Source organism: Pseudomonadota bacterium (assembly GCA_037200975.1).
Taxonomy (GTDB): domain Bacteria; phylum Pseudomonadota; class Gammaproteobacteria; order Steroidobacterales; family Steroidobacteraceae; genus CADEED01.
Genome location: JBBCGI010000001.1, coordinates 2018726 through 2043466, shown reverse-complemented (window position 1 = coordinate 2043466; position 24741 = coordinate 2018726). Strand labels below are relative to the sequence as shown.

The window sequence follows — 24741 nt, the reverse complement described above, 5'->3', positions numbered from 1 at the left end:
TCATGACCAACAAACTTCTTGCGGGAGCGGTGCTGGCGGCTTCGATGTCGCTCGCCGCTTGTGTTACGAGCGAAACCAGGCCCGTTCCAAAAGTCGTTCCCAAGCAGGCCACGGTGCACATCCCCGAGGCCGAGCTGCTCGACGTCGGCATCCGCGTGTTCGACCCGGGCATTCCGAAGAACCTCGAAGCCGACGAAGAAGCCCTCGCCAAGAAACGCATCTACCCCGACCTGCGCAAGGCCGAGGCGCGTTACATCCCCACGCTGTTGCGCGAGACGCTCGAGTCCACCGCGCAGTGGGGCGCGGTGCGCGTCATTCCGGACACCGCCGATTTCGTCGATTTGATCGTCACCGGCCAGCTCATCGATTCCAACGGCGGCTTTCTCGCGGTCGACGTCACCGCCACCGACGCCGCGGGTCGCGTGTGGATCAAGGACAAGCGTTACAGCAGCCTGGTCGATCTCGGCGCCTACAAGACCACCGCGTCGATGAAGGCGCGCGATCCGTTCCAGAATGTCTATTCGGAAATCGCCAACGACCTGGTCGCCGCGCGCGACCTGCTGACGGCGCTCGATCGCGAGAACATCCGCAAGGTCGCCTCGTTGCGCTTCGCCGCAGACCTGGCGCCGGAAGCCATGGCCGGCATGACCGCCAAGGATTCCAAGGGCATCACGCAGGTAGTGAGACTGCCGGCCGATGGGGATCCGACGCTCGGCCGCATCGAGAAGATCCGCGAGCGCGACACCGCGGTGGTCGACACCGTCAACGATTACTACGCGAGCTTCCACGATTCGATGGAAGACTCCTACGGCAGCTGGCGCCAGACGAGTTTCTCCGAGCTCGAAAAGGAAATGCGCGCCAAGTCCAGCGCCCGCACGCGCACGGTGCTCGGCGCCGCCGCGCTCATCGCCAGCATTTTCGCGCCCAACAGCTGCGGCAGCTACGACTACAACTGCCGCCGCATCGAGAACGCCGCGCGCAGCGCCGGCACGCTCGGTGGCATCGCCGCGGTCCTCTCGGGCATGAAGAAATACGCCGATGCGCGCACCCACGCCGACGCGCTGAAGGAGCTCACGCTGAGCTTCCAGTCGGAAGTGGCGCCGCAGGTGGTCGAAGTCGAAGGGCATACGCTGCGCCTGACCGGCACGGCCGAAGATCAGTACCGCGAGTGGCGCAAGCTGCTCAAACAGCTCTATCTCGAGGAAACAGGGGCCGCGGCCGCGCCGCCTCCCGTTGCTCCCGCTCCGGCCACCACCACGGCGACCAGCAACCTCAAGCCTCCATCCAGCTAATAGTTAGTCGCCCCTAGACGACCCGTGACAAACCAGAACCAGGCCGGCACCAAGCTGTGCGGCCGTTTCGTGCTCATCGAAAAACTCGGCGCCGGCGGATACGGCGAGGTATGGCGTGCGCGTGACGAATTACGCGACACCGAGATCGCGGTAAAAATCCTCTACGCGCAGTTCGCGAACTCCGAACCCGCCTGGGAAGTCTTTCAGCGCGAGTTCACGCTGACCGCGCGGCTCAATCATCCGGGGGTGCTGCGGGTATTCGAGCCGGTGCGCGGCCCCGACGCCACCGTGTTGCCCATGGTGCTGGCCGGTGGCGGCGACCTGCGGCAGATGCGCGGCGCCGCGTACACCAAGATCCTGCCGCTGCTCATCGACATCGCCGCGGCGCTCGAACACGCGCATGCGCGGCGCATCGTGCATCGCGACCTCAAGCCCTCCAATGTCCTGCTCGACAACGTCGGCCGTCCGTTGCTGGCGGATTTCGGCGCCGGCGCTTCCGAAGGCGACAACACCTCGGGCCCGCCGGGTTCGCCGTTCTCGGCGAGCCCACAGCAGCTGGCGGGCGAACCGGCGCGTCCGGCCGACGACATCTACGGCTTGGGCGCGCTCGCCTATGAGCTGCTGTCGGGATATCCGCCTTTCTACCCGGCCTTCGATGCGAAGCGCATTGCCACCGAACCGGTGCCGCGGCTCAAATCCGTCAAACCGATCCCCCCGCGGCTCGAACTACTCGTGTCGTGGCTGCTGGCCAAGCAGGGCCGCGAGCGTCCGCCGTCGATGCGCCACGTGGCCGACGAAATGAACGCGGTGTTGCAGGACACGCTCGGCCTCGACAATGCGCCGGGAGAAACCGCAGCGCAGACCGAGGCGGCCATTCTCGGCGCGGCGGCCGACAACCTGACACCCGCGGTCATGGCGGAAGACTTGCCGCCGCCGATGAGCACGGTGCGCGAGCTCGAAGAGATCGACCCGGGCATGTTGCCGCAGGTCGACGAACTGCGGGCGCAGGTGGTACGCGAGCAGCGCGCACGCAATCGCCGCCGCGGCTGGACCATTGCGGCCGTGCTGGTGGTGGCCGCGGTCGGCGTCGGGCTGCTGCTGCCGAAGATCGCCAGCCAGCAAAAAGTGGACGTCGCCTCGCTCAACGTGCCGGCCGGCCCGACCGACGCGGACGTCGCGGCGGAGAAACAAGCCGCGGAACTGGCGAGCAAACACAACGAGCTCGGCAAGCGCGTGCTCGAGCTCGACTCACGCGCCGCGGCGCAGTGGGCCGGGTCCGATTTCGCCGCGGTGCGCAAATCGCTCGATGACATCGGCGGCCTGCTCGAGCGCCGCAAGTACGCGGACGTGGAAGTCCCAATGGCCGCGCTCGAAAAGACGCTGACCGAAATCGAGACCCGGATACCGGCGGCATTGGCCGCGCAGCTGTCGGAGGGCAAACGCGCGCTGACGGCCGGGGAATTCGAAAACGCCCGGCAAGCCTACGAAACGGCCTTGAAGATCGAAACGGTCAACCAGGAAGCCACCGACGGGCTGGCCAAGGTTGCCGCCGCGAGTGGCGTGTTGCCGACGCTGGTCGACGCCGAGAACGCCGAAAGCGCCGGCAATCTGCCGAAGGCCCAAGAGCTGTTCGCGGATGTGCTCAGGCGCAATCCGGGCAACACGGCTGCGACCGAAGGGCTGGCGCGCGTGCGGCGCAGCCAGGCGGAGAACGCATTCAACGCCGAGCTGGGAGCGGGCCTCGCCGCGCTGAACGGCGGCCGCCTCGCCGAGGCGCGCACGCACCTTGAAGCCGCGCGCCGCCTGCGCCCCGACAGCAGCGAAGTGGGCGCGGCGCTGCAGCGTGTCGGCGACACCGGCGTCGGCCGCAGCATCGCGGACGAGGAACAACGCGCCGCGAGCCTCGCCGCCCAGGAACGCTGGGCCGAGGCGCAAACAATCTACGACGACGCCCTGGCTCGCGATCCTTCGCTGCAATTTGCGATCGCCGGCCGCGCGCAGGTCGCGCCCCGCGCGGAACTCGGCAAGCGATTGCAGGCACTAATAGACAAGCCGGAACGCCTCGCAGAAGACAACGTGCGCGCCGACGCCGAGCGCCTGCTGGCGCGCGCGCGCGCGCTGCCGCAGGGGCCGGTCATCCGTTCGCAGGTCCAGCGCCTGGAACTGTTGCTGCCCACGTTCAATCAACCCGTCATGCTCGCGCTCGAATCCGACAACGCCACCGAGGTCGCCATCCAGCGGGTGGGCTTCTTCGGTGCTTTCGAACGGCGCCAGGTGGAGCTCAAACCCGGCAAATACACGGTCACGGGCAAACGCAGCGGTTTCCGCGACGTGCGCCGCGAGATCACCATTTTCCCGGGTCAGTCCGAGCAGATCGTCGTGATCCGCTGCCTCGAACCTATCTGAAACTGCAATGGAACCCTCCCTCACCTACGACGCCAACATCGTCCTGCGCACCGAGCAGGGCGATTCGCATTTCGGCGCGCGCGTGGTGGTCGATCCGGGTTCCGGTGCGATGCGCGCCGATCACACCGACGCGCCTTCGCTGGTCGACGCGCCGCCGCTGGCCGGCATCCGCGCGGTGTCCGGCCGCTGGCTGCTCGACGCCGCCTCCGACGGCCGCGTCAGCATCAACGGCGTTCACATCGCTGGCGCGCGCATCATCATCGCGGGCGATGTCATCACCATCGCCGGTTCGCAGCTGCTGGTGGAAGACGCCACTCCCCAGAGACTGGCGCTGCGCCGCTTCGATCTCGAAGGCACGGAGACGTTGCCGCCCGTGGGCGACAGCGTGCGTGCCGTCCCGCTGCCGGCCGAAGACCTGTCCATCGACATGGGCGAAGTGCCGAGCATCGAAGGGTTCATCGCGCCGCGTATCCGCAAGGCGGCCCGGGGCCGCTGGAATTACGCCGCGTGGGTGATGGGGGTGCTGCTGCTGGCGGTGCTCGGCCTGTTTGCGCTGCTGCAGCCCATCGCGCTCGATCTGCAACCCGGCGATGCAAAGGTCAAATCGGCGGGCGGTTTTTCCTGGCAGTCGGCCGCGAGCGTGTTCGTGTTACCCGGCGATCACACCCTGCGCGCCACGCGCGAAGGTTACGTCCCGGCCGAAGTGCGCGTGACGGTGGGCGGCCCGGCGCAGGCGCGCGCACTCATCCACCTGGTCAAACTACCCGGCAAGCTGGTGGTGGATACCGGCGGAGTGGCCGCGGAGATTTCCGCCGACGGTGCGCCGCTCGGGCGTGTCCCCGGCACCGTCGACGTCCCGGCGGGCGAGCGTACGCTCACGTTCAAGGCGCCGCGTTATCTCGACCACGTGCAGCGCCTGGCCGTCGAAGGCGGCGGCAAGAAACAGGATCTGAAAGTCGCGCTCAAGCCGAACTTCGCGGTCGTCGCGCTCTCGTCCGTGCCCGATGGCGCGCAGATCGAGGTCGACGGCAAGCCGGCGGGCGTCACGCCCGCGAAGATCGAGATGGATTCGGGTATTCGCCGCGTGCAGGTTTCCGCGCCGGGTTTGCGCGTCTGGACTTCGAGCGTGGTGGTCAACGCCGGCGTGCCGCAAACCCTGGGGCCGATCGAGCTCGGCGCGGCCGATGCGCGCGTCACCGTGCGTTCGGTGCCGTCGGGCGCGCAGGTGACGACCGGCGGCAGTTTCCGCGGCATCACGCCCCTGACCATCGATCTGTCGCCCGGCGTATCACACGCGGTGAGCATCGCGCGCGCGGGTTACGCGCCGTGGACGCGCGAAGTGTTCGCCGAAGCCGGCAAGGAATCCACGCTCGATGCGCGGCTCGCGGCGCTGCTGGTCGATGTGCGCGTGCAGGGCGAGCCGGCCGATGCCGAAGTGTTCGTGAATGGCGATTCGCGCGGCAAGGCGCCGGCGTCGTTGCAGCTGCCGGCGAGCCGCTGGCACATCGAGGTGCGCAAGGAGGGCTTCAATCCGTATGTCACCGAGCTCGTGCTGGCGCCGGGCATCGCGCGCACGCTCGACTTCAAGCTGGTGAACCCGAAGGACGTGGTGGGCAATTCGGCCGCGAAGCTCACCACCAAGTCCGGCATCAAACTACTGATCGTCTCCGGCGGCACCTACCAGGCCGGCAGCGACCGCCGCGAGCAGGGCCGCAGGCCCAACGAGGGGGCGCACAAGGTCACGTTGATGCGGCCGTTCTACCTGGGCGAACGCGAGATCACCAACGCGCAGTTCCGCCTGTTCCGCGCGACGCATAATTCCGGCGCGGTGGGCAACGTGTCGCTCGATCTCGACAAACAACCTGTGTCGCGCGTCACCTGGGACGAGGCGGCCGAGTTCTGCAACTGGCTGTCGGCGGAAGAAGGGCTGCCGCCGGCCTATCAAGGCAGCGCCGACAGCGGGTTCACGCTGACGGTGCCCGTGACCATCGGCTACCGGCTGCCCACCGAGGGCGAGTGGGAATTCGTCGCGCGCGCCGCGAGCACGGGCAAGCCGCTCAAGTATCCGTGGGGCAACGATCTGCCGGTGGTGTCCGGCACTGCCAACTTCGGCGGCAGCGAAGCGTTCGAAGTGCTGGGCGCCGCGCTCGTGGGGCACAAGGACGATTTCATCGGCGCGTCGGCGCCGGCGTTGTTCCCGCCCAATGCGCTCGGCTTCTACGACCTCGCCGGCAACGTGTCGGAGTGGGTCACCGACAAATATCTTTCGTTCGTCGCCTCGACACCGGTCACGGATCCGCTCGGCCCCAGCGACAGCAAGGGGCACGCCTATCGCGGCTCGAACTGGCGTTCGGTCAGCGCGACGGAGTTGCGCTTCCCGTGGCGCGAGGGTTCGGCGGAGTCGAGCGACGTGATCGGTTTCCGCGTCGCGCGTTACGTGGCGCCGGAATAGGAGGCAACATGCAGAAACTCATCGGCAGCGTACTGGCGATCGGCGTGGCGGGAGTGGCTGCCATCGCGGCGACCACCGCGATGCTCAATACCCCGCATCGCATCGGCCCCGCGGCCGTGACGACCACTCACGTCACGCCTGCGCAGGATCCGGCCGCGCCCGCCGCGGCGAAGCCGGCCGTTCCGGAAAGCGGGAAACCTGCGACGCCCGGCGGCACGCCGGATGCTGGAAAACCCGCGGCGCTGCCCGGCGCGGCGGCTCCCGCTGCCGATTCCGCCAAGGAACAGGAAGGCGAAGACAAGGATCCCTACGAAGGCATCGCCCCCGAGGAACTGCCGCCCGATCTGCAATACAACGCGGATTCGAGCGTGAGTTTCCCCACCAACATCTGATTAGTTAGACACGCATGTACGGCATCCATTTCGACCACCACACGCTGACCATCGCCCGCGACGGCGAACTGGTCGCGAACGAGCCGCTGGCGGTCGAGATTGCGGCGCGCGAGCCGCGCTTCGGCCGCGACGCGCTGGCCGCCTCGCGCGGCCGGCCGGACGAGGTGTCGCTCACCCACTGGCGCGAGCTCGGCAAGAATGACGCCGCGGCGCGTGCCGTGGCGCTCGAGTTGCATGCGCACCTGCGCGCGCTCGGCGTCAGCGAGCGGGTCGACGCGGTCGTAGCCGTGCCCGCCGATCTCGATGCCACTGCGTTGACCAGCCTGCGCGGCGCGTTCAGCGCGGCCGGTTGCGAGGTGCGCGATTTCATCGACGCCGCCGCGCTCACCGCAGCCGCAGTCACGGAACGGCCTCACTACGTCATGCTAGAAGCCGGCTGGCGTTCCGCCATCGCGACGCGTGTCGCGGGCGGGCCGGAATGCGCGGTCGAAGAATCCTTCGTGAGCGAACGCGCCAATCTGCTCGACGTCTACGACCTGTGGCTGGTCGCCGTCGCGGGGGCCATGGTCAAGAACACGCGCTTCGATCCGTTGATGAGCCTGCCCGTCGAACAGCGGCTGTTCGCCGACCTGCCCGCGCTGGCCGCGCGCGCCGCCACTGAATCCAAGGTCGAAGCGGCGCTCGAATCCGACGGCGCGCGTTTCGCGGTGGAAGTGGATTCGCAGCTGTTCGCGGATGCCGCGCAGCCTTTCTACCGCGAGCTCACGCGTCTCGCACGCCTGGCGCGCATCGCGGGGCAGGGCGCCGCGCTGGTGTTGCCGGCCGAGTCGCGCCGCTGGCCGGGCTTTCTCGCGCGGCTGCTCGAGCTCGAGCAGGACGGTCTGGTCATCGTGCCGGCCGGTCTTGCCGCGGTGGCCGCATCGTTGCAGACAGTGGATCCGGCTGCGACCGCGCCGCGCCTGCGCCGGCACGTCGCGCGCCTGGCGGATCACAGCCTCGCGGGCGAAGTCGAATACGTTTCCTCGGTGACCACTTCGCCCGGGCGTTCACTTCCGGTGACGCACATTCTCTTTGGCGGCGACTCGATGCGTTTTCCAGAGGTGGGTCTGGTCATCGGCACCGAGGAAGTTTCCAACACGCCGCACATCACGCTGCCGCGCGCTGCCGCCGGCGTGTCGCGCCGGCATTGCTCGCTGCGCCGTGAGGGCGAGCGCACGGTGCTCATCGATCACAGCCGCCACGGCACCTGGGTGAATGGCGCGCGCGTGCGCGAACGCGCTCCGGTACGCCCCGGCGATCGCGTCCGGGTCGGCACGCCCGGCGTCGAGTTCACGCTGATTTCCGCGGCGGCCTTCGCGAAAGACACACCGTGAAGAAGAAGCGCAAAGCGTTCGAAGTCTTCACGCTGTCGTTCCTCGACTGCATCTGCTGCGGCTTCGGCGCGGTGGTGTTGTTCTACACCATCGTGCAGGCGCAGGCCGGCGCGCAGGAAATCCTGCGGCTCGACACGCTCACCGGTGAAGTGAAGAAGCTCGAAGAAGAAGTGAAGGACGGCACCAAGAACCTGGTGGTGTTGCGCAACACGCTCGAGAAGACCGACGACGATGCGGCCAGCGCGCAGGCGCGCGCCATACGCGTCGCGAAGGAACTGAAGGAACGCCGCGAGCAATCCACCGAGTTCGACGAAGAAAGCCTGGCGCGACGCGCGCACATCAACCAGTTGAAAGCCGACATCAAGTCGATGGAAGAAGGCATGAAGCGCCTGCAGGGTGGCGCGCTCGACAAGGGCCCCGCCGGGTCGCGAGTCAAGGCGTTCCGCGGCCGCGGCGATCGCAAGTACATCAGCGCGCTGCGCGTGAAGGGCAAACGCATCCTCGTGTTGCTGGACACCTCCGCCAGCATGATGGAAGACGACGTGGTGAAAGTGATCCGCTTGCGCAACCAGCCCGAGGCCGCGCGCCGTGCCGCGCCGAAATGGCGCCGCGCGCTCGACATGGTCGAGTGGATCACCGCGCAGCTGCCGGACAACAGCCAGTTCCAGGTGTACGGCTTCAACGTGAAAGCGAAAGCCGTGCAGGGCGACACGCAGGGCAAGTGGCTGGCCTCGAACGATCCGCGCGTGATCAACAACGTGCTGACCGCCACGCGCAACATTACGCCGGGCGACGGCACGAGCCTGGTGAATGCGCTGCTGTCCGCCCGGACCATCAACCCGGCGCCGGACCAGATCATCCTCATCACCGACGGACTGCCCACGCAGGGGTCGGTGGCGCCGTCACGCAAATTCATCAACGTGCGCGAGCGCGAGAAGCTGTTCGACGATGCCGCCAAGACGGTGACGAAGGACATGCCGATGGACGTGGTGTTGCTGCCAATGAAGGGCGACCTGCTGGCGGCCCACGCGTACTGGCGGCTCGCGCGCCGCACCGGCGGTTCGTACGTCATCCCCTCGCGCGACTGGCCCTAGTTAGAAGCACCCCATGCACAAACGCCGCGAATTCGAAGTCTTCACGCTGTCGTTCCTCGACTGCATCTGCTGCGGTTTCGGCGCCATCATCCTGCTGCTGGTGCTGACCGACGTCGGGCAGCCGATCGTCATCGAGCGCAGCGAGAAGGACCTCAAGGGTCAAATCGACGCGCTGCAACGGCAGCTGTTCGACCTGCGCGGCGAAACCGACATGCTCAATCGCGAGCTGCAGGGCCGCATCAAGGTGAAAACCACCGAGGAATTGAAGATCTCGGCGCTGGCCGGCGATCTTTCCAAGATCCGCGGCGAGTTCAAGGCCAGCAAGGGCGAAGCGTCGGTCACCAACATCGTCGAAACCGAACTGGTCGCCGCGCACCAGACGTTGACGGCGGAAATGCAGCGGCTGCTCAAGAACGCGCCCAAACGCATCGACCAGGTGGCCGCGGTCGGCGGCATACCGGTCGACAGCGAATACATCATCTTCTGCATCGACACGTCGGGCAGCATGCAGAGTGACAACTGGGAGAATGCCCAGAACGTCATGAAAGAGATCCTCGACATCTATCCCAAGGTGAAGGGCATCCAGGTGCTCGACGACGAGGGCAAGCCGATGTTCGCGAGCACCCGCGGTCAGTGGCTGCAGGACACGCCGGCGCAGCGCGCCAAGATCATGTCGACGATGGTCAACTGGAAGCCGTACAGCAATTCGAGCCCGGTCGAGGGCATCGGCGCGGCGGTGCAGGGCTGGTGGGCGGCCGACAAAAAGATCAGTGTGTATGTCATCGGCGACGACTTTACCGGCGGTTCCATCGAGGCGGCGCTCGCGGCGGTGCGTAAATACAACCCGGTCGATCGCCAGGGGCGGCACCGCGTGCGCATCCATGCCATCGGGATGCCCGACGGGCCGAACTCCCCGCCGTTTATCAATGCGCGGTTTGCTGCTCTAATGCGCGCCATGTGCGACGACAACGAAGGCACCTTCGTCGGCCTCACCACCGGCGGTCCGAGCTGCGCGGTCAAGGTGGACGTGCTCGGTTCGCCCCGTTGTATTAGTTAGAGCCGCCGGATCAGGGACCCACAATGAACATGCGTCGTCTCTCGCCGATATTCGTCTACACCGCGCTGGTATTCGCGAGCGGATGCGCGACCATCGCGGTGCGGCCGGAAGGCGATCTGCCCAAGCCGCTGGTCGTGGCGACGCCCGCCAAGGTGGCCATGGTCGTGACCCCGGAGACCGGCAACTACGTCCACAAGGAATCTCGCGCCAGCGTCGACTACGAAGCGCAGCTCGGCGCCTCGCACAAACACATCTTCGAAGAGATCTTCAAAGCCGAGTTCACCGAGTCCAAGGTCTTCGACAGCGTCGACAAGGCGCGTAACGAGCCCGGCGTGCTGGCCATCTTCGAACCGCGCATCGAGCAGTTTTCGTTCGCCAACGCCAAGGAAACCGGCGGCATCTACTGCGCGGTGACCATCCGCTACCAGATCCTCATCTACGCGCCGACCGGCGAGCTGGTCGATACGTTGTCGCTCACGGGTTACGGCAGCGGGCCGGCGCCGAAGATCGGCAACGGCGAAGAAGAACTGGGGATCGCGTCGTATGCCGCGATGCGCGATGCGGCGGCGAAATTCCTCACGCAGTTCCCGGGGCTCGAGGTTGCGAAGCCGTTGCTGGTTTCACAGGCCCTGACGCCGAAGGTTCAGCCGCTGCCGGGTTCCGCGGAAGCCGCGGCCGCGCAGGCGGAAGTGACCATCGAAGCGGTACCGATCAACGATACGCCGGTGGCGACTACGGCTTCGGCGCCTCTTCCTTCTTCTGCGCCTCTTCCGCCGGGGCAGGCGCCGGCTGCTCCGGAGATTTCTCCGCCGCCTTCCCAGATGACGTCTCGTTATCCGGCGACGGCGCCCTGACCAGCACGCGCTCGACGAAGACCACGTCGTTGGTCGCCACGGCCGCGCCATTCTCGATGCGCGGCGCGTAACGCGAACGCCGCATCGAAGTCACCGAATTGCGCACGATGCCTTCGGGCACGTCGGTGGTCGGCGAGCTCACATTTTCCAGCCGGCCATCGCGCGTCACCGTGAAGCGCAGCTCCACCGCCTTGAGCTGCGCCTCCTTCGGGTCGAGCTGCGAGCGATCTACCGAGCTGACCGACGGCCGGTAGGCGAGCACGCGCGGCCACTCGAGCAGTTTGGTGTCGTGCGCGTCGCTCAGCGACTTCCAGGCCTCGGCATACGAGTCGTAGGCGCGGCGAGTGTTGCTCGCGACCAGGTACCAGTCGCCGAGATCGGTGAGCACCACACCACGCAGCAGCGGGTCGGCCGGCTGGACGGAATCGATGATCGCGAGCGCGGCGGTCAGCGAGGTTTCGCCGCGGCGCTGCTGGCTGCCTTCCGGGAACACCTGCGCGCCATTGGTGCCGGTGTTGAACGTCGCGCCGTTGTCCGCGCCCTCGATTCCGTAGAAAGCCTCGAGCCGGAAGGACCGCGCGATGCCGCGCAGCGGCGGAATGCGGCGCAGGTCGTTGGGCGGGCCGTTTTTCTGCAGGATCGCGAGCGAGCGCTCGTAGGTGTTGCGCTCGCTGGTGTAGCGGCGGTCGTCTTCGTACCAGCGCGCCAGCTTGTCGAGGCGGTCGAGAAGTTTGATGGAGCTGCGGCCGTACGCGGCTTCCTCGACGCGCAGCGCGTAACCGGCTTCTTTTTCCGACTCGGCGTACCGGCCCGTGGCCGCATAGGCGTCCACCAGCGCGTCGATGAATTCCACCTGGCCGATGTTGAACAGGCCGTCGTTGTTGCGCGAGAGGTCCGCGGCGCGTTTCAGCGCCACCACCGCCGACTCCGGATCCTGCGCGCCGAGAAAGCTGACGCCCAGGCCGTGCAGCGGACGAATCTGCGCCTTGTCCGCGATCGAGGATTTCGCCTGCAGGATGCGCAACGTGCGCTGATAGTTCTCGATGGCGGCCGGATAGTTGCCGAGCTTGTAGTGAATGGTCGCGAGATTCGTCAGTGGATTGGTGAGCGCAAGCTCGTCCGGTCCGTATTGTTCCTCGGTGAGCTTGACCAGCTGTTCGGCCAGCGGCTGCGCTTCGACGTACCGCTTCGCCTGGTAATCGACGAGGAACTGTTTGTAGACCGCGATGCGATCCGCATCGCTGACGGCGAAAGCCGGGGCGACCGCCAATACGAATGCGACGGCTGCGAGACCGCCCAGATACTTTCGTGCTGCCATGCGGGCGACTCTACCGCTTTTCAAACAGGTAATGCGATACCAGCCATTCGCGACCGCCGTCATATGCCCACAGTTCCGCGCAGGACATGAAGAAGACGCGCCAGTACACCCACCAGAGCCGCGCGCCAGCGCGACCGTAGGTACGTTCGAACAGGGGAAATAGTTCCGCGCGATGGCGGTCCATGTTCGAAAGCCAGGCTTCGCTGGTGAGGGCGTAGTGCCAGCCCGGCACCTGCCAGTGTTCGAGCAGGCGCACGTCGCGCTGGAAATACAGCAGCAGGCTGTCGCTCGGCATGATGCCGCCGGTGAAGAAGTACCTGGCCATCCAGTCGGTTTCGTCCCGGACTTCGAACGGATAGGCATATTTCACGTGTGTGAATATGTGTACGAACAACGTGGCGGTCGGCGCCATCCACGAGGCCACCGTTGCGAGCAGCGTTTCGTAGTTGCGCATGTGTTCGAACATCTCGACCGACACCACGCGGTCGAAGGCCGTGCCGGCTGGGAACGAAAGCCGGTTGACGTCGCAGGTGATCACCTCGAGATTCCCGAGGCCACGCGCGCGGGCCTGCGCGTCGATGTGTTGCTTCTGCGTGCGCGAGTTGGACACCGCCGTGATACGCGCCTTGGGGTAGTTAGCCGCCATCCACAGGCTCAGGGAACCCCAGCCGCAGCCGAGCTCCAGGATACGGTCGCCGTCCGCCAGCCGAGCCCGCTGGCAGGTGAGCGCCAGCATGCGCGCCTCCGCCGCGTCGAGGTTCGCGGCGGCCGGCGCCTTCGGGTGCGGGTAACAGGCGCTCGAATACTTGAGGTGTTTGCCGAGCACCCGCGCGTAGAACTCCGTCGGTACCTCGTAGTGTTGCTCGTTGGCCGCCGCGGTTTCGATCGCCACCGGGCTGCGTTCCAGCTGGCGGATGAAATCGATGAGTCGCTGCTGCTGGCGTTCGGGGTCGCGCTGATCCTCCTCGCGCAGGCGCGCGGCCAGCAGTGAGCGGATGCGCTGGCGGATCAGGAAATCCGGGATGACGTCGCGCTCGAGCAGGCGCATGGCAAGCGAAGTCATCGCGCCTCCCGCGAAGATGCCGGGGTCAGGTGACGCAACACCGGTTCGAGAACCCTGACCAGGACGAAAGCGGTGGGCGGCGCCAGCACGAGCCAGCCGAGCGTGGCATGCGCGATCGCCGTGGAGAGGGCACTGACGGCGGTAAACACGTCTTTCGACAGCAGCGCGAGCCCCGCTTCGAGCGTGATCGGAAAACGCGGCGATCGCGCCAGCCATTCGCCGAAACGCAGCAGCGGGATGATCGACAGCAGCTGCAGCGGCGTCAGTAGATAGTTGACCAGCTGGATGGCCGGCATGTTGAGGCGCAGGGCCAGGGCCGCAAGCGCGCACAAGGGCGTCGAGATTCCGAGGATCGGCACCAGTCCGAAGACCACGCCCAGCGCGAGGCTGAGCGCCAGCTTGCGCGGCGTCACGCCCTGCCTGAGCAGCGCGAGCAGCGGCGCGACCAGTCGGCGTTGCAGGAAACCGCGCATCGGGTGTCAGGAGTTCCGCGCCGACAGCAGAGTCCCCATCGAGTCGGCATTATTCAGGCGAGCCAGCTGCCGCAGGACAAAAGCCGACATCGCGATGTTGCCGAGCGCCATGATCGCGACGAACCACAGGATACGGGGCAGCGCCCGGGTCTCTTTCCACAACACCCAGACGTAGAAGGTGATGAATCCGTAGTACGCGTCGATGAGCGTGGCAATAGTCCACAGGTTGTCGGGGGGAGTGGTGAGGCCACCCCACGCGAAGACGGATTGCCGGGTACTGGCCCAGGCGGTGTAAGCCGCGAGCGACAGGCAGATGAATCCGAACAGGAGCTGGAGGCTGCGTTTTTGCATCGCGGGCCTTTGGAATGCCGAGGCTTGGGGACAATGGGGCTGTCGATGATACGGAAGGGGCCGGGCGCTGGATGCACCGGCGCGGGCGTGCTCACCTTCCTACAGATCGATAGCGTGAATTTGCGATGATGCGGCGCATACAGGAGTGATGAATGCCCAAACAAATCGGTTATATCGTCGGCAGCCTTCGCAAGGATTCGAACAACCGCAAGCTGGCGAATGCGCTCATCAAGCTCGCGCCACCGGATTTCAGCTTCAAGGAGCTCAAGATCGGCGATCTGCCGCTCTACAACCAGGACGACGACAAGGCGCAGGCACCGGAGGTGCAGCGTTTGAAGAGCGAGCTGCGCGCCTGCGACGCGGTGATCTTCGTGACCGCCGAATACAACCGCTCACTTCCGGGCGTGCTCAAGAACGCGATCGATCATGCGTCGCGGCCCTATGGGCAAAGCGCCTGGGCAGGAAAACCCGCGGGCATCATCGGTTGCTCGCCTGGAGCGATCGGAACTGCGATCGCGCAGGGGCATCTGCGCACCTGCCTTGGATTCCTCGACATGCCGACACTCGGGCAGCCCGAGGCATACCTCCAGGTCAAGGATGGTTTCTTCGACGAGGCCGGCGGCGTAGCCAATCCGGAGACCCGGAAATTCCTGCACACCTGGATGGACAAATACGTGGCGTGGGTGAAGCGGATCACGCTGGCGGGCTGAAAACGTTCGCTGCGAGAAATTGCCCTTTTGGGGCAGATATATAAGTGTCGCCGCGCCTGGCTCCCGTGGCACAACGCCGCGATGCCGGTTGCCAGAAGCCTGAACCAGTCACTTTCCGAGCTGCGGCGCCTGAGCGCCGCGCGCTTTCGGCGTGCGCGCGTCGTCGAAGTGGCACAGCTGCTCTCACGGCTGCTGGCTTCGTCGCGGACGGTCGCCATCGAAGAACGTGCCGGCGGCATTGCTTTTCGCCTGCAGTCGACTGAACCGCCCGCGGACGACGAGCCCGCGTTCACTCTCACCTGCGTGCTGCATCATTCCGTGGCGGCGGAACTGACCGCCGCCGAGCAGGCCGTCGCCGAACAGTTGTGCGAGGGACGGACCCTCGCGCAGATTGCGCATCTGCGCGGCGTCACGACGAATACGGTCAAGTCCCAGGTGCGGCAGATCTTCCGCAAGCTCAACGTCGAATCGCGCGTGGCACTCGTGCGCCGGCTGTGTCCGTGAATGCGCGCGGGCTGGCGCCATCGAGCATGGCGCCAGCCCGCGTACCGCTAGTTTGGCAAGAGACGGAAGAAGACATCGACCATCTGCACGCGCCCCGGCTTGCCGCGCTGCAGGGCCCATGCCCAGTAGGGAATGAGATTGCCCGCGGCATCGACATACCTGCGCATCTTCGGAATGGTGCCGAGCGCGGTGATGCCGAAACTCCTGAGCGTGCGCATTTCATCGTAGGTTGAAATGCCGTCGGCGTTGACGTCGCTCCAGATGCGCAGCTGCGGCCAGATGGCATCCGCATCCGTGATGAGCCCGTCATCGTTGCCGCCGAGCTGGCGCGCGTCGTATTGCGCGAGGCCGACGAAACCATTGGGCGCGGGACGTCCTTCGAGCAGCAGCGGCGTACCGACCCCGAACAACTCGGCACCATCGTCGACCAGCCCGTTGCCGGTGCGATCGAGGGCGAGGAAACCCTCATCGCCGCCGCGGCGCAGCCACTGCACGGAATCGCGAATGCCGTTGGCGTCGACGTCGAAACGGACGCCGATTCCCCTGGCGCCGAGGTTGAAGCCGTCATGGCCCAGGTCCATGACGATGGGGTCGCAATTGGTCAGCGCGTGGCAGACGTTGCCCGCGCCGAGCGCGACGAACGAAAAAACAATGTACTTGAGACTATTCATGATGACCGTCCTTGGTGATGATGAAATTCCGATCGCAGGGGTGTCAGGCACATCCCTCGTCGTCGCGCGTGCCACCGGCCGGCACGACCATGATGAATGGATAGGACGAGCCCTTCGAGATTTCGCCAGCGCCGATTGCGATCCCGAACCCGGGAATGCCGAGCGTGTAACTGGCCTCCACGGCTTTGGAAGACCAGTTGTACGCGCAAGCGACTCTTGATCCTGCCGCCAGGAGTTCGAAGCCGGGCATGTCGACGATGGCCGGCAACCGTTCGGGTATGGTGGTGATCAGCCCGAACCCGCCGATGACACCCTCACGTGAAAGCGAGCGTTGGCCGCTCGTGGGGATCATGACGCCGGCGACACACGCCGCGGTATAGGCGCCGCTGACGGTGAGCCGGTTGTAGTTAGTGCGGCCGATGGCCGTGTGGCCGAGCGACACCCCGGCGGTGGTGCCGACTTGACGGATGTTCAAGACCACCGTGTCGAGCTCCACCGCCGCGGCATCGCGTGGTGTCAGCACGATCAGCGCGGCGGCGAGCGCGGCAAGCGGGCGGCCGAGAGAATGAGCGGCGTTCATGGCTTTGTTCCTTTGGCCTGCGCGGTGGCCTGTTGCTCGAAATCGGGCTGACGAACGGCGGCGAGTGTGCCGGCAATGCCGGCTGGTTGATCGCTCGGCGACCAGATTGTGGTTGACGTTCCTTCGCTCATCGCGGACAGCAGGATGCGCGCCCCGTGCGCGCCGATCGAATCCAGCAGGCCGACCGCCCATTCACGCGTCGCTTCGGAGCCGGCACGTTGGAGTTGATATATGTACGACAGCACCACCGACTCCGGTACGGGCCGCTTGATCTTGTCGTACTTTTTAACGACCTTGCTGAACCCCAGCGCGATCGGAAGTTTCTTCTGATGGGCCTCGACGTTGGCGTCGCGGCTGGCGAGGTACGCCTTGAGCTTCGAGGATTCCTCCGCCGTAAAGCCGCGATTCGTGAGGACCTGCGAAAGCAAATCCCACTGGTAGGTGGGCAGCAGCTCCGCCAGCTTCCGGTCGACGCGTTCCCACTGCGGGAACGAATTGAAATCGATGTTGTAACTGCCGTCGCCGCGACTCACCAAACCCAGCTCGGAGACCTCCCCCAGCGGCCGGCGCAGGTCGATCGCCTGTTGTATCTGCCAGATGAGGTCGAGCCGGCTGCCTGCCAGCGCGCGGTTGGTGATGAGTTGTTCGGTAGCTCCATCCTGCAGCTCCGCGAAACGCGCCGAGAACGCCTGCGCCTGGCTGCGCAAACTGGCGGCGTCCTTCATCATGGGCGCCTTCACTTGCTCGTCGAAATCCACGGCCTGCGCGCTGCCCGCCAGGCCGGCGAGCATCAAAAAAAAACCCGCCGCGACCCGCAGACGCCGGCCGTGACGGTAACTGGATGAATTCATGTTCCACTCCTGTGTAGCGACTAATAGGAAGTCATTCCCCAACACGCAGCTTATGCACCGGCGTTTTCGCCGCATCACCCGACCGGGTGACCAGAGACATTTGCGCCGCGAACCGCAAGCTTCGCACCCGGCGCCTCACAACCCGCATCGGTTCGCCGGGCGATCTCCGGCGCGCCCGCACAATATTTCTTGCTAAGCTCCGGCGCGTGAGCACAACTCCAAAAATCGCGCTGGTGGCCGGCGCCACCGGCCTCATCGGCGGGTTTCTCGTCAACACGTTGATCGCGGCGCCGGAATACTCGCGGGTGTATGCCCTCACACGCCGGCCGTTCGCCAAGGATCATCCCAAGCTCGCCAATCGGATCGTGACCTTCGAACGCATGGCGGAGCAGCTCAAGGGCCTGACCGCACACGACGCGTTCTGCTGCATCGGCACCACGATCGCGGAGGCCGGTTCGCAGGAAGCTTTTCGCGAAGCGGACGTCGATGCGGTGCTGCTGTTCGCACAGGCGGCGCGCGCCGCGCAGGTCAGCCGCTTCGTGGTCGTCTCGTCGGTCGGCGCGGATGCGAAGTCGAAGAAATTCTATCTACGCACAAAAGGTGAAATGGAAGAGGCCGTGTCGCGTCTCGGGTTCGCCTCCGTCGACATCCTGCAGCCCAGCCTGTTGTTAGGCCCGCGCAAGGAGCTGCGGCCGATCGAGATCACCGGCCGGATTTTCGCGCCGCTGCTCAATCCGCTGCTGACCGGCTCGCGCGAGCAATACCGCGCGATCCCGGCCGAGACCGTGGCGCGCGGCATGTTGGGCGCCGCGCGACGTGGCGCACGCGGTATTTACCGCTACACCTACGGGGCCATCAACCAGCTGGCGCAGATCAAGTCGAACCAGCCGAATGCCGTGCCCGCGGCCAAAAAGAGCTCCGCCTGACGTTGGTGCAGCCGCAACCGTGACGCGGCACGCATTTGCGCCGCCCCACATTTCGTAAAGTCAGGGCGATATCAGGGACGCTCGTATGCGTTGCAGGGACGCAACCTAAGCCCATGGGAAGTTGATGAGCGGCAATCCGTACAGCTCGGTCTTGCGTAATGGCCTCACACGCCGGCTGTGGGCGATCATTTGCGTCGCCATGCTCATCCCGGTGGGGCTCGCCGTGGTGTCGCGCTGGTTCGACGCCGAGGAACGCCGCGCGAATCAGCAGAACCAGGAATTGACCACGTTGTCGCGCGAGAAGGCATCGACGCTGCTCTTCAATGCGCGTGGCTTTCCGGAAGATTTCTCGCGCGGCCTCGAAGGCCGTTACTTGGTGGTGCTCGACGGCGCCGGCAGCGCGCGCTTCAGCAGCAGCCCGGTTCCGGAAGATCTCGTGCAGTTGTTTGGCCAGCGTGCCCCGCATGCGGTGGGTGCGCCGGGCGGTACCACCGTCCTCGCGTGGTATGCGTCCGGGCGGGAGTGGCGCGGCGCGATGACCTACGTGCCGCCCGCCGCGCCGGGCGACCTGCTGTCGGCCAACACGGTGATCGTGTTCGCGCCCGAGGTGAGCTTCGGCACCACGCTCGGCGAGCTCGCCTCGATCTCGCTCGGACTGGTGCTGCTGACCATCGCCGTGGCATTCGCGGTCGCGGCCATCATCAGCGAGCGGTATCTGCCGCCGCTGCGTTCGCTGCAGCGCGGCCTCGTGCGCCTGCGCGAACGCCGCTTCGAATCGCTGCCGCGCAGCCCGGTGGCGGAGTTCGCGCCGCTCGAACGCGAGTTCAATCTCACCACGCTCGCGCTGCAGCGCGACTGGCGCGCCTTCGAGGTGCTCGGCGAAGTAGACAGGGCGCTGCTGGCCGCGAGCGAAATCGATCGCGCGCTCGACGTGATCCTGCCGAAATTCCGCGAGCTCACGCGCAGCCAGTGCGTGGGCGTGATCCTGCTCGATCCGACCGCGCACGCCCACGGCCGCATGTTCATGGCGGCACTCGGCGCCGATGAGCTGCCCGTGCAGCGCGTGTCGTTCGACTCGTCGATGATCGCCACCGTGCGCGAGGCGCCCGAGGGGCTCACCATCGCGCGCATCGAAGAGTCGCGGCATGCGTTCCTCGCCTCGATGCGCGACGCCGGCGCGGAATTCTTCTGGCTCTGGCCCGTGATCGACGACGAGCGGCTGAGCGCGCTGCTCATCGTCGGTTATCACAGCGAACCGGCCCGCGATCCGGCGGTCGCGACCTACGGCGCCGCGTTCGCCGAGCGTCTGCGCGCGGCACTCTCGAACAGCGCACGCGACGAACGGCTGTATCGCCAGGCGCACTACGACCCGCTCACGCAGCTGCCGAACCGCGCATTGTTCCGCGACCGGCTTTCGCAGGAACTGGCCGCCGCGACCACGGGGCTCACGCGCGGCGCGCTCATGTACGTCGATCTCGATCACTTCAAGCGCGTCAACGACACGCTCGGCCACAGCGCCGGCGATCAATTGCTGTCGATCGTGGCGCATCGTCTCAAGGCCTGCACGAAAGAGGGCGACACCGTGGCGCGCCTCGGCGGCGATGAATTCACCGTGTTGTTGCGCAACGTCGGCGACGTGGACACGGTGCGCAACATCGCCGACCGCGTGATCCGTTCGCTCGCGCTGCCGGCCAGTCTCGGCGGCCGCGATTACCAGATGCGCGCCAGCGTCGGTGTCACGCTATTCCCCGACGACGGCGTCGATCTCGAAGACGTCATCCGCCAGGCGGACCTCGCGATGTACCGCGCCAAGGCGCAGGGGCGCGGGCGTGCCATTTTCTTCGAGCGCGAGATGGCGCAGCGCAAGGCGAGTTTCACCGACAGCGGCCTGCATCGCGCGCTGCGGCGGCGCGAGCTGTCGCTGTTCTACCAGCCGCAGTTCTCGCTGGCGGACAATCGCTTGTGCGGCGTCGAGGCGCTGCTGCGCTGGCAGACGCGTTACGACGGCATCAAACTACCCGGCGAATTCATCCCGGCCGCGGAGCATTCCGGCCTCATCACCGACATCGGCGGGTTCGTGCTCGATACCGCCTGCAGCCAGTTCGCGGAGTGGACCCGCGCCGGCATCGCGCCGCGCATGTTCTCGGTGAACGTGTCGGTGCAGCAGCTCAAGGACAACAACTTCGTGCGCATGGTGCAGACCGCGCTGCACCAGCACGGCATCACGCCCGCGAGCCTCGAGCTCGAGATCGTGGAATCCGTGCTGGCGGACGCGGAAGTCGAAGACCCGCTGCGCGCGCTGGCCGCGTTGGGCGTGAAACTGGCGCTCGACGATTTCGGTACCGGTTATTCGTCGTTGAATTATTTACGACGTTATCCCGTGCACACGGTAAAACTCGACCGCAGCTTCCTGGAAGAAGTCCCACAGAACGATTCGGCCGGTTCACTGGTCGAATCCGTCATCACCATGGCACATACCCTTGGAAAACGTGTGACCGCCGAAGGCGTGGAGACTGCCGGGCAGCTGGAGTTCCTGCGCTCGCGCGGCTGCGAGTCGGCGCAGGGTTACTACCTCGCGCGGCCGATGTCCGCGTCCGCGTTGACCGAGATCCTCGAATCGCGCCGGCCCGGATCGGAGATCGGAGATGCCCGCGCCGCCGGCTAAAAAGGGGACATGCCTATTTTTCAGGCCTGGCCTTTTTTCCGCGGCGGATTTTGACCCTTCGTCCGCACTCAAGGGAGCGCGCCCTTCGGGTTCCGGAAAACGAGGCTACGAAAAGCTACATCTTCAGAATGGGCGCGCTGATGTGCACTAGGGGCTTTTCGCTTCACGCCCCGTTTTCCGCGCGCTCCATTCGCGCGAACGAAGGGTCAAAATCCGCCGCGGAAAAAAGGCCAGGCCTGAAAAATAGGCATGTCCCCTTTTTAGCGGTCGTGCTCGCTCTGGGCGGATGTGCCTCCGCTCCTTCCACGCAACCCGCACACACACCGCAAACCCAATCTCCGTCGACCGTCGATGACACGCGCTCCGGTGACGAGTGGGACGGCAGCGGCGGCGCGGTCAACATGCGCAATCGCGGCGAGGCGCTCGCGGACTTCGCGCTGCGCCTGCGCGGCACGCCGTATCGTTACGGCGGCGCGTCGCTCGATGGCTTCGATTGCAGCGGACTCGTTTTCTACGCGCACCGCCAGCTCGGATTGACCGTGCCGCGCACTTCGCGCGAGCAGGAAGAAGATGCCGAGAACATCAAGCCGCGCAAATTGCGCCGCGGCGATCTCGTGTTCTTCAAGATCGGCGGCCGCCACGTGAATCACGTCGGCATCTACATCGGCAAACATCGTTTCGTGCACGCGCCGGGCGCGGGCAAACCCGTGACGATCAATTCGCTCGACGATGACTTCTACGCGGAAAGTTTTTTTTCGGCGGGACGTTACTGGGACCGCCTGCCGCACTGATACTGCAGCGCAAGAAATTCCAGCGCTTATGTCGCATTTCTCTTAGTGGAATCAATATTTCGGTCTGTGTTCTGCGACAGCGTGCTCAGTTTCGCCGTTGACCGTATATGCGATGGTTCGCACACTCCAAAGCGAGTAAGTAAAGAGTCGCGTCCGGGAAGGGGCGCGGTTCCTTCCAGGCATTCGGGGACAGTTTCCACCACATGAGCGCAAAGCCAGATTTTGTCGTGAACACTCTGACGCGACCCACAGCCGGAACCGCGACGGGCGGTTTCGTGATCAACCTGACCTCGTCGACCACGCCGATGGCGCTGTCGCAGCCGAAAGATCCGACACTCGCGCAATACACATTCTTCGTCAGCCGCCGCCGCGAAGACGGCCGTGAGCGATTCCGCCTGCACATGGGTTATTTCGAGAGCCAGCAGGCCGCCGAAGAGATGCTGCAGATCGTGCGCGAGGTTTATCCGCAAGCCTGGGCCGGCGAAGCGCCCGGCAAGAAGCTGCGGGCTAACAATCCCTCGCTGCCGCAAGGCGCCGCATCAGCGCCGGTCGCGCCGCGCGCCACCGCGCCAGCGCCTGCTCCGGTTGCCGAAGCCGCGAAACCCGCTGCCGCTGCGCCTGCAGCTCCGGCCGTCGAGGAGCGTCATCCGTTCGCGTCGACGCCCGCGCCCGCCGTGACAGCCGAATTCGAACCCGAGCCGTTCGTTCTCACCGACGATGAGCCGCGATTCAAACCGCTCGACGCGAAAACCGTCGACGTGCCGGTCGTACACCCGCCCGTGGCGAAGCCGGTAGTTAGCCAGCCGGCCGCCGCCGCGCCCGTGGCCGTCAAACCGGCGCCCGCGCAGCCGGTTGCGAAAGCTGTCGCCGTGCCCGCAAAAGCTGCCGCACCTGCGAAGCCGGCTGCTGCCGCGAAGCCCGCCGCGAAGGCCACCGCGCCCAAGCCGCCTGCCGCAAAATCCGCGGCTGCGAAGCCCGCCGCCGCCGCGCCGAAAGCCGCCACTGCCGCGAAACCGCCGCTGGTCGCACCGAAGATCGCCGCCAAGGTTTCCGCTCCCGCGTTGACCGCGTCCGCACCCGTCGCGAAACCCGCGGCGCCGAAGGCGCCGCCGCCGGATCCCACGGTGCAGATGCCGGCCATGCAGATGACGGTGATGCCCGCGACACCCTCGCTCACCAACGTGCGCCAGGTCATCGAGGAGCTCGACGATCTCTCCGACACGCAGACTATCCGCCTGCTCGAGCGTCATTCGCCGTATCGCGAAGGCTCGCAGGAAGCGTCGGTGGACGAGGCGATCCGTGTCATCAAGCCCGAAGACGCGCAGTCGATGCAGGCCATCAAGAGCGAAGTGAAGCGCAATGCGCCCGTGCTGTTCGCCGTGCAGCTCGACTGGTCGGTCACGCCCTTCGACATGGCGAAGGTCGCGCCGCTCGCCATCTTCAACGCCTACACGCTCTACACCACCGAAGCGAATCGCGAAGGCCGCACCTGGTACGGCTTGCGCCTGGGTTTCTTCAGCGATGCCGTCTCCGCGAAGCAGGTCGCGTACTACGTGCGCTCCGACTTCAAGACCGTCTCCGTCGTGCCCGTGACGACCATCGAGAAAGAGCGCGCCAACGATCTGAACGCGGCGCGCAGCGGCATTCACCGCGCGGCGAACATCAAGGAAGGCCCGGCCCCGACGCCGGCTTCCATGTCGCAGTCGAACGCCAGCGGCGTCTTCAAGCTGCTCGAAGACGATCTGCCCGCGATGATCGAACAGGACGTCGACGGCGAAACCTCGCCGCGCTTCGGCAAACAGACGAATGCAGCGGCGCCGGCCGCCACGAAACCCGTGGCCGCGGCTGCCGCCGCGCCGGAACCGAAAAAACACGCGCCGGCCTCCAATGCCCGCAAGCCCGGTGCGGGCTCGCGCCGCAACGCGCATGCGCAAGTCGACGAAGAGACGCTGGATCAGACGCTCGAAATCCTCGGCGCCAGCACGCTCGAGATACAGAACGACAGCACCGGCGACACCGGCGTGCGGCACCTGCGCGTCAAGGTCGACAAGAAGGGCTCGAAGTTCGCCTCGTTGATCGAGCGCCTGTCCGGCGGCAAGAAAGAACCCTTCCGCTAGTAGCTAGACGAGCTGCACCTCGACGCCCCGTCCGCGGATCGTCTCGATCGCGCGCGTATCGGCCGCCTTGTCCGTGATCAGCAGATCGACCGTATCCACGGGCGAGATCACCGACAGATTGCGCCGCAACAGCTTCGACGAATCCGTCACCGCGATCACCTTGCGCGCGATGCGGATCATCTGTGCGTTGAGCTGCGCCTCGAGCACGTGCGGCGTCATGAGGCCCACCTCCGGATCCAGGCTATCTACTCCGAGGAACAAGGTGTCGGCCTGCAGTTCCCGCATCGCGTTCTCGGCCGGCGGCCCGGACAGCGACCACGAGCGCCGCCGCAACACGCCGCCCGGAATGACCAGGTTGATGAACGGCGCGCTCGCCAGCATCACGGCGATGTTGAGCGCGTTGGTGATGACGTTCAGCGATTCGAACTTGAGCCCGCGGATCAGCTTGGCAATCTCCGCGGTGGTGGTGCCCGAATCCAGCAGGATCGTTTCGCCTTCGTGAATATGCGCGACCGCCGCCGCGGCGATCCGCAATTTCTCCGCGCGCCGCATGTTCTGCTTGATGTCGATCGGCAGCTCGTCGGATTCGCGCCGCGGCAGCGCGCCGCCGTGCACGCGCACCAGCGCGCCGATCTCGTCGAGCGCGACCAGGTCCGCGCGGATGGTCACCGCCGACACGGAGAACTGCTCCGCCAGCTCGACGACCGTGACCTGCGAGCGTTCCTCGAGAAGCCCACGGATCTTCCGGCGCCGTTCCTCGAGCCCAACCAGCTGTTTCATGGCCTCCCCCTCAATTCGAAA

21 protein-coding genes are annotated in these 24741 nt (G+C 66.0%); 13 read left to right on the top strand and 8 right to left on the bottom strand.

Features of this window, described 5'->3' with window-relative positions:
- Positions 1–2 precede the first annotated feature (2 nt).
- From WDO72_09015 to WDO72_08985, 7 genes are read left to right on the top strand one after another with little or no spacing between them, the layout of a single operon-like run.
- Complete coding sequence (locus WDO72_09015) at positions 3–1292, top strand: hypothetical protein (protein ID MEJ0085810.1); 1290 nt, start codon at positions 3–5, stop codon at positions 1290–1292.
- Between the two features lie 24 nt (positions 1293–1316).
- Entirely contained in the window at positions 1317–3698 is a 2382-nt protein-coding gene (locus tag WDO72_09010) for a protein kinase (protein MEJ0085809.1), read from the top strand.
- Positions 3699–3705: 7 nt separating this feature from the next.
- Positions 3706–6150: a PEGA domain-containing protein gene (locus tag WDO72_09005; protein MEJ0085808.1), complete on the top strand. Its 2445-nt coding sequence runs from the start codon at positions 3706–3708 to the stop codon at positions 6148–6150.
- An 8-nt stretch (positions 6151–6158) separates the two neighbouring features.
- Positions 6159–6542: a hypothetical protein gene (locus WDO72_09000; protein MEJ0085807.1), complete on the top strand. Its 384-nt coding sequence runs from the start codon at positions 6159–6161 to the stop codon at positions 6540–6542.
- Positions 6543–6556: 14 nt separating this feature from the next.
- Positions 6557–7915 (top strand): FHA domain-containing protein, encoded by a 1359-nt coding sequence (locus tag WDO72_08995; protein MEJ0085806.1) that lies wholly within the window; start codon positions 6557–6559, stop codon positions 7913–7915.
- Entirely contained in the window at positions 7912–9009 is a 1098-nt protein-coding gene (locus tag WDO72_08990; GenBank protein ID MEJ0085805.1) for a VWA domain-containing protein, read from the top strand. Before WDO72_08995 ends, WDO72_08990 begins: the two co-directional genes overlap by 4 nt.
- Positions 9010–9022: 13 nt before the next feature.
- Positions 9023–10066, top strand: a complete 1044-nt coding sequence (locus tag WDO72_08985) for a VWA domain-containing protein (GenBank protein MEJ0085804.1) — start codon at positions 9023–9025, stop codon at positions 10064–10066.
- A 732-nt stretch (positions 10067–10798) separates the two neighbouring features.
- Here the strand turns inward: WDO72_08985 and WDO72_08980 are convergent.
- The 4 genes from WDO72_08980 to WDO72_08965 are packed head-to-tail and all read right to left on the bottom strand — an operon-like array spanning position 10799 to position 14125.
- Positions 10799–12238, bottom strand: a complete 1440-nt coding sequence (locus WDO72_08980) for a tetratricopeptide repeat protein (GenBank protein ID MEJ0085803.1) — start codon at positions 12236–12238, stop codon at positions 10799–10801.
- Between the two features lie 10 nt (positions 12239–12248).
- Positions 12249–13301 (bottom strand): class I SAM-dependent methyltransferase, encoded by a 1053-nt coding sequence (locus WDO72_08975; GenBank protein MEJ0085802.1) that lies wholly within the window; start codon positions 13299–13301, stop codon positions 12249–12251.
- A complete protein-coding gene (locus tag WDO72_08970; protein MEJ0085801.1) occupies positions 13298–13774 on the bottom strand; it encodes a DUF2062 domain-containing protein in 477 nt (158 codons plus the stop codon). Before WDO72_08970 ends, WDO72_08975 begins: the two co-directional genes overlap by 4 nt.
- A gap of 6 nt (positions 13775–13780) precedes the next feature.
- Positions 13781–14125 carry a DUF1475 family protein gene (locus tag WDO72_08965; protein MEJ0085800.1) on the bottom strand — a complete coding sequence of 115 codons (345 nt, stop codon included), beginning with the start codon at positions 14123–14125 and terminating at the stop codon, positions 13781–13783.
- 152 nt (positions 14126–14277) lie between these two features.
- On the opposite strand from WDO72_08965, the gene WDO72_08960 reads away from it, so the two are divergent.
- Both WDO72_08960 and WDO72_08955 read left to right on the top strand, forming a co-directional pair.
- The gene (locus WDO72_08960; protein ID MEJ0085799.1) at positions 14278–14835 is read left to right on the top strand and encodes an NADPH-dependent FMN reductase; all 558 of its coding nucleotides are present in this window, start codon (positions 14278–14280) and stop codon (positions 14833–14835) included.
- Between the two features lie 81 nt (positions 14836–14916).
- Positions 14917–15339, top strand: a complete 423-nt coding sequence (locus WDO72_08955; GenBank protein ID MEJ0085798.1) for a helix-turn-helix transcriptional regulator — start codon at positions 14917–14919, stop codon at positions 15337–15339.
- Between the two features lie 47 nt (positions 15340–15386).
- Here WDO72_08955 and WDO72_08950 read toward each other — a convergent pair whose 3' ends face one another.
- From WDO72_08950 to WDO72_08940, 3 genes are read right to left on the bottom strand one after another with little or no spacing between them, the layout of a single operon-like run.
- Positions 15387–16010 (bottom strand): hypothetical protein, encoded by a 624-nt coding sequence (locus tag WDO72_08950; protein MEJ0085797.1) that lies wholly within the window; start codon positions 16008–16010, stop codon positions 15387–15389.
- Positions 16011–16053: 43 nt separating this feature from the next.
- On the bottom strand, positions 16054–16590 hold the full coding sequence (locus WDO72_08945; GenBank protein MEJ0085796.1) for a hypothetical protein: 537 nt from the start codon (positions 16588–16590) through the stop codon (positions 16054–16056).
- Positions 16587–17441: a hypothetical protein gene (locus WDO72_08940; GenBank protein ID MEJ0085795.1), complete on the bottom strand. Its 855-nt coding sequence runs from the start codon at positions 17439–17441 to the stop codon at positions 16587–16589. The genes WDO72_08945 and WDO72_08940 overlap by 4 nt, the downstream gene beginning before the upstream one ends.
- 206 nt (positions 17442–17647) lie before the next feature.
- Between WDO72_08940 and WDO72_08935 the strand changes: the two genes are divergently transcribed.
- From WDO72_08935 to WDO72_08920, 4 genes are all read left to right on the top strand, one after another.
- Positions 17648–18367: an NAD(P)H-binding protein gene (locus tag WDO72_08935; protein ID MEJ0085794.1), complete on the top strand. Its 720-nt coding sequence runs from the start codon at positions 17648–17650 to the stop codon at positions 18365–18367.
- Positions 18368–18491: 124 nt separating this feature from the next.
- Positions 18492–21032, top strand: a complete 2541-nt coding sequence (locus WDO72_08930) for an EAL domain-containing protein (protein MEJ0085793.1) — start codon at positions 18492–18494, stop codon at positions 21030–21032.
- A 269-nt stretch (positions 21033–21301) separates the two neighbouring features.
- Positions 21302–21823 (top strand): C40 family peptidase, encoded by a 522-nt coding sequence (locus WDO72_08925; protein MEJ0085792.1) that lies wholly within the window; start codon positions 21302–21304, stop codon positions 21821–21823.
- Positions 21824–22050: 227 nt separating this feature from the next.
- Positions 22051–23940 (top strand): hypothetical protein, encoded by a 1890-nt coding sequence (locus WDO72_08920; GenBank protein ID MEJ0085791.1) that lies wholly within the window; start codon positions 22051–22053, stop codon positions 23938–23940.
- A gap of 3 nt (positions 23941–23943) precedes the next feature.
- Here WDO72_08920 and WDO72_08915 read toward each other — a convergent pair whose 3' ends face one another.
- Positions 23944–24720, bottom strand: a complete 777-nt coding sequence (locus WDO72_08915; protein MEJ0085790.1) for a DeoR/GlpR family DNA-binding transcription regulator — start codon at positions 24718–24720, stop codon at positions 23944–23946.
- Between the last annotated feature and the right edge of the window lie 21 nt (positions 24721–24741).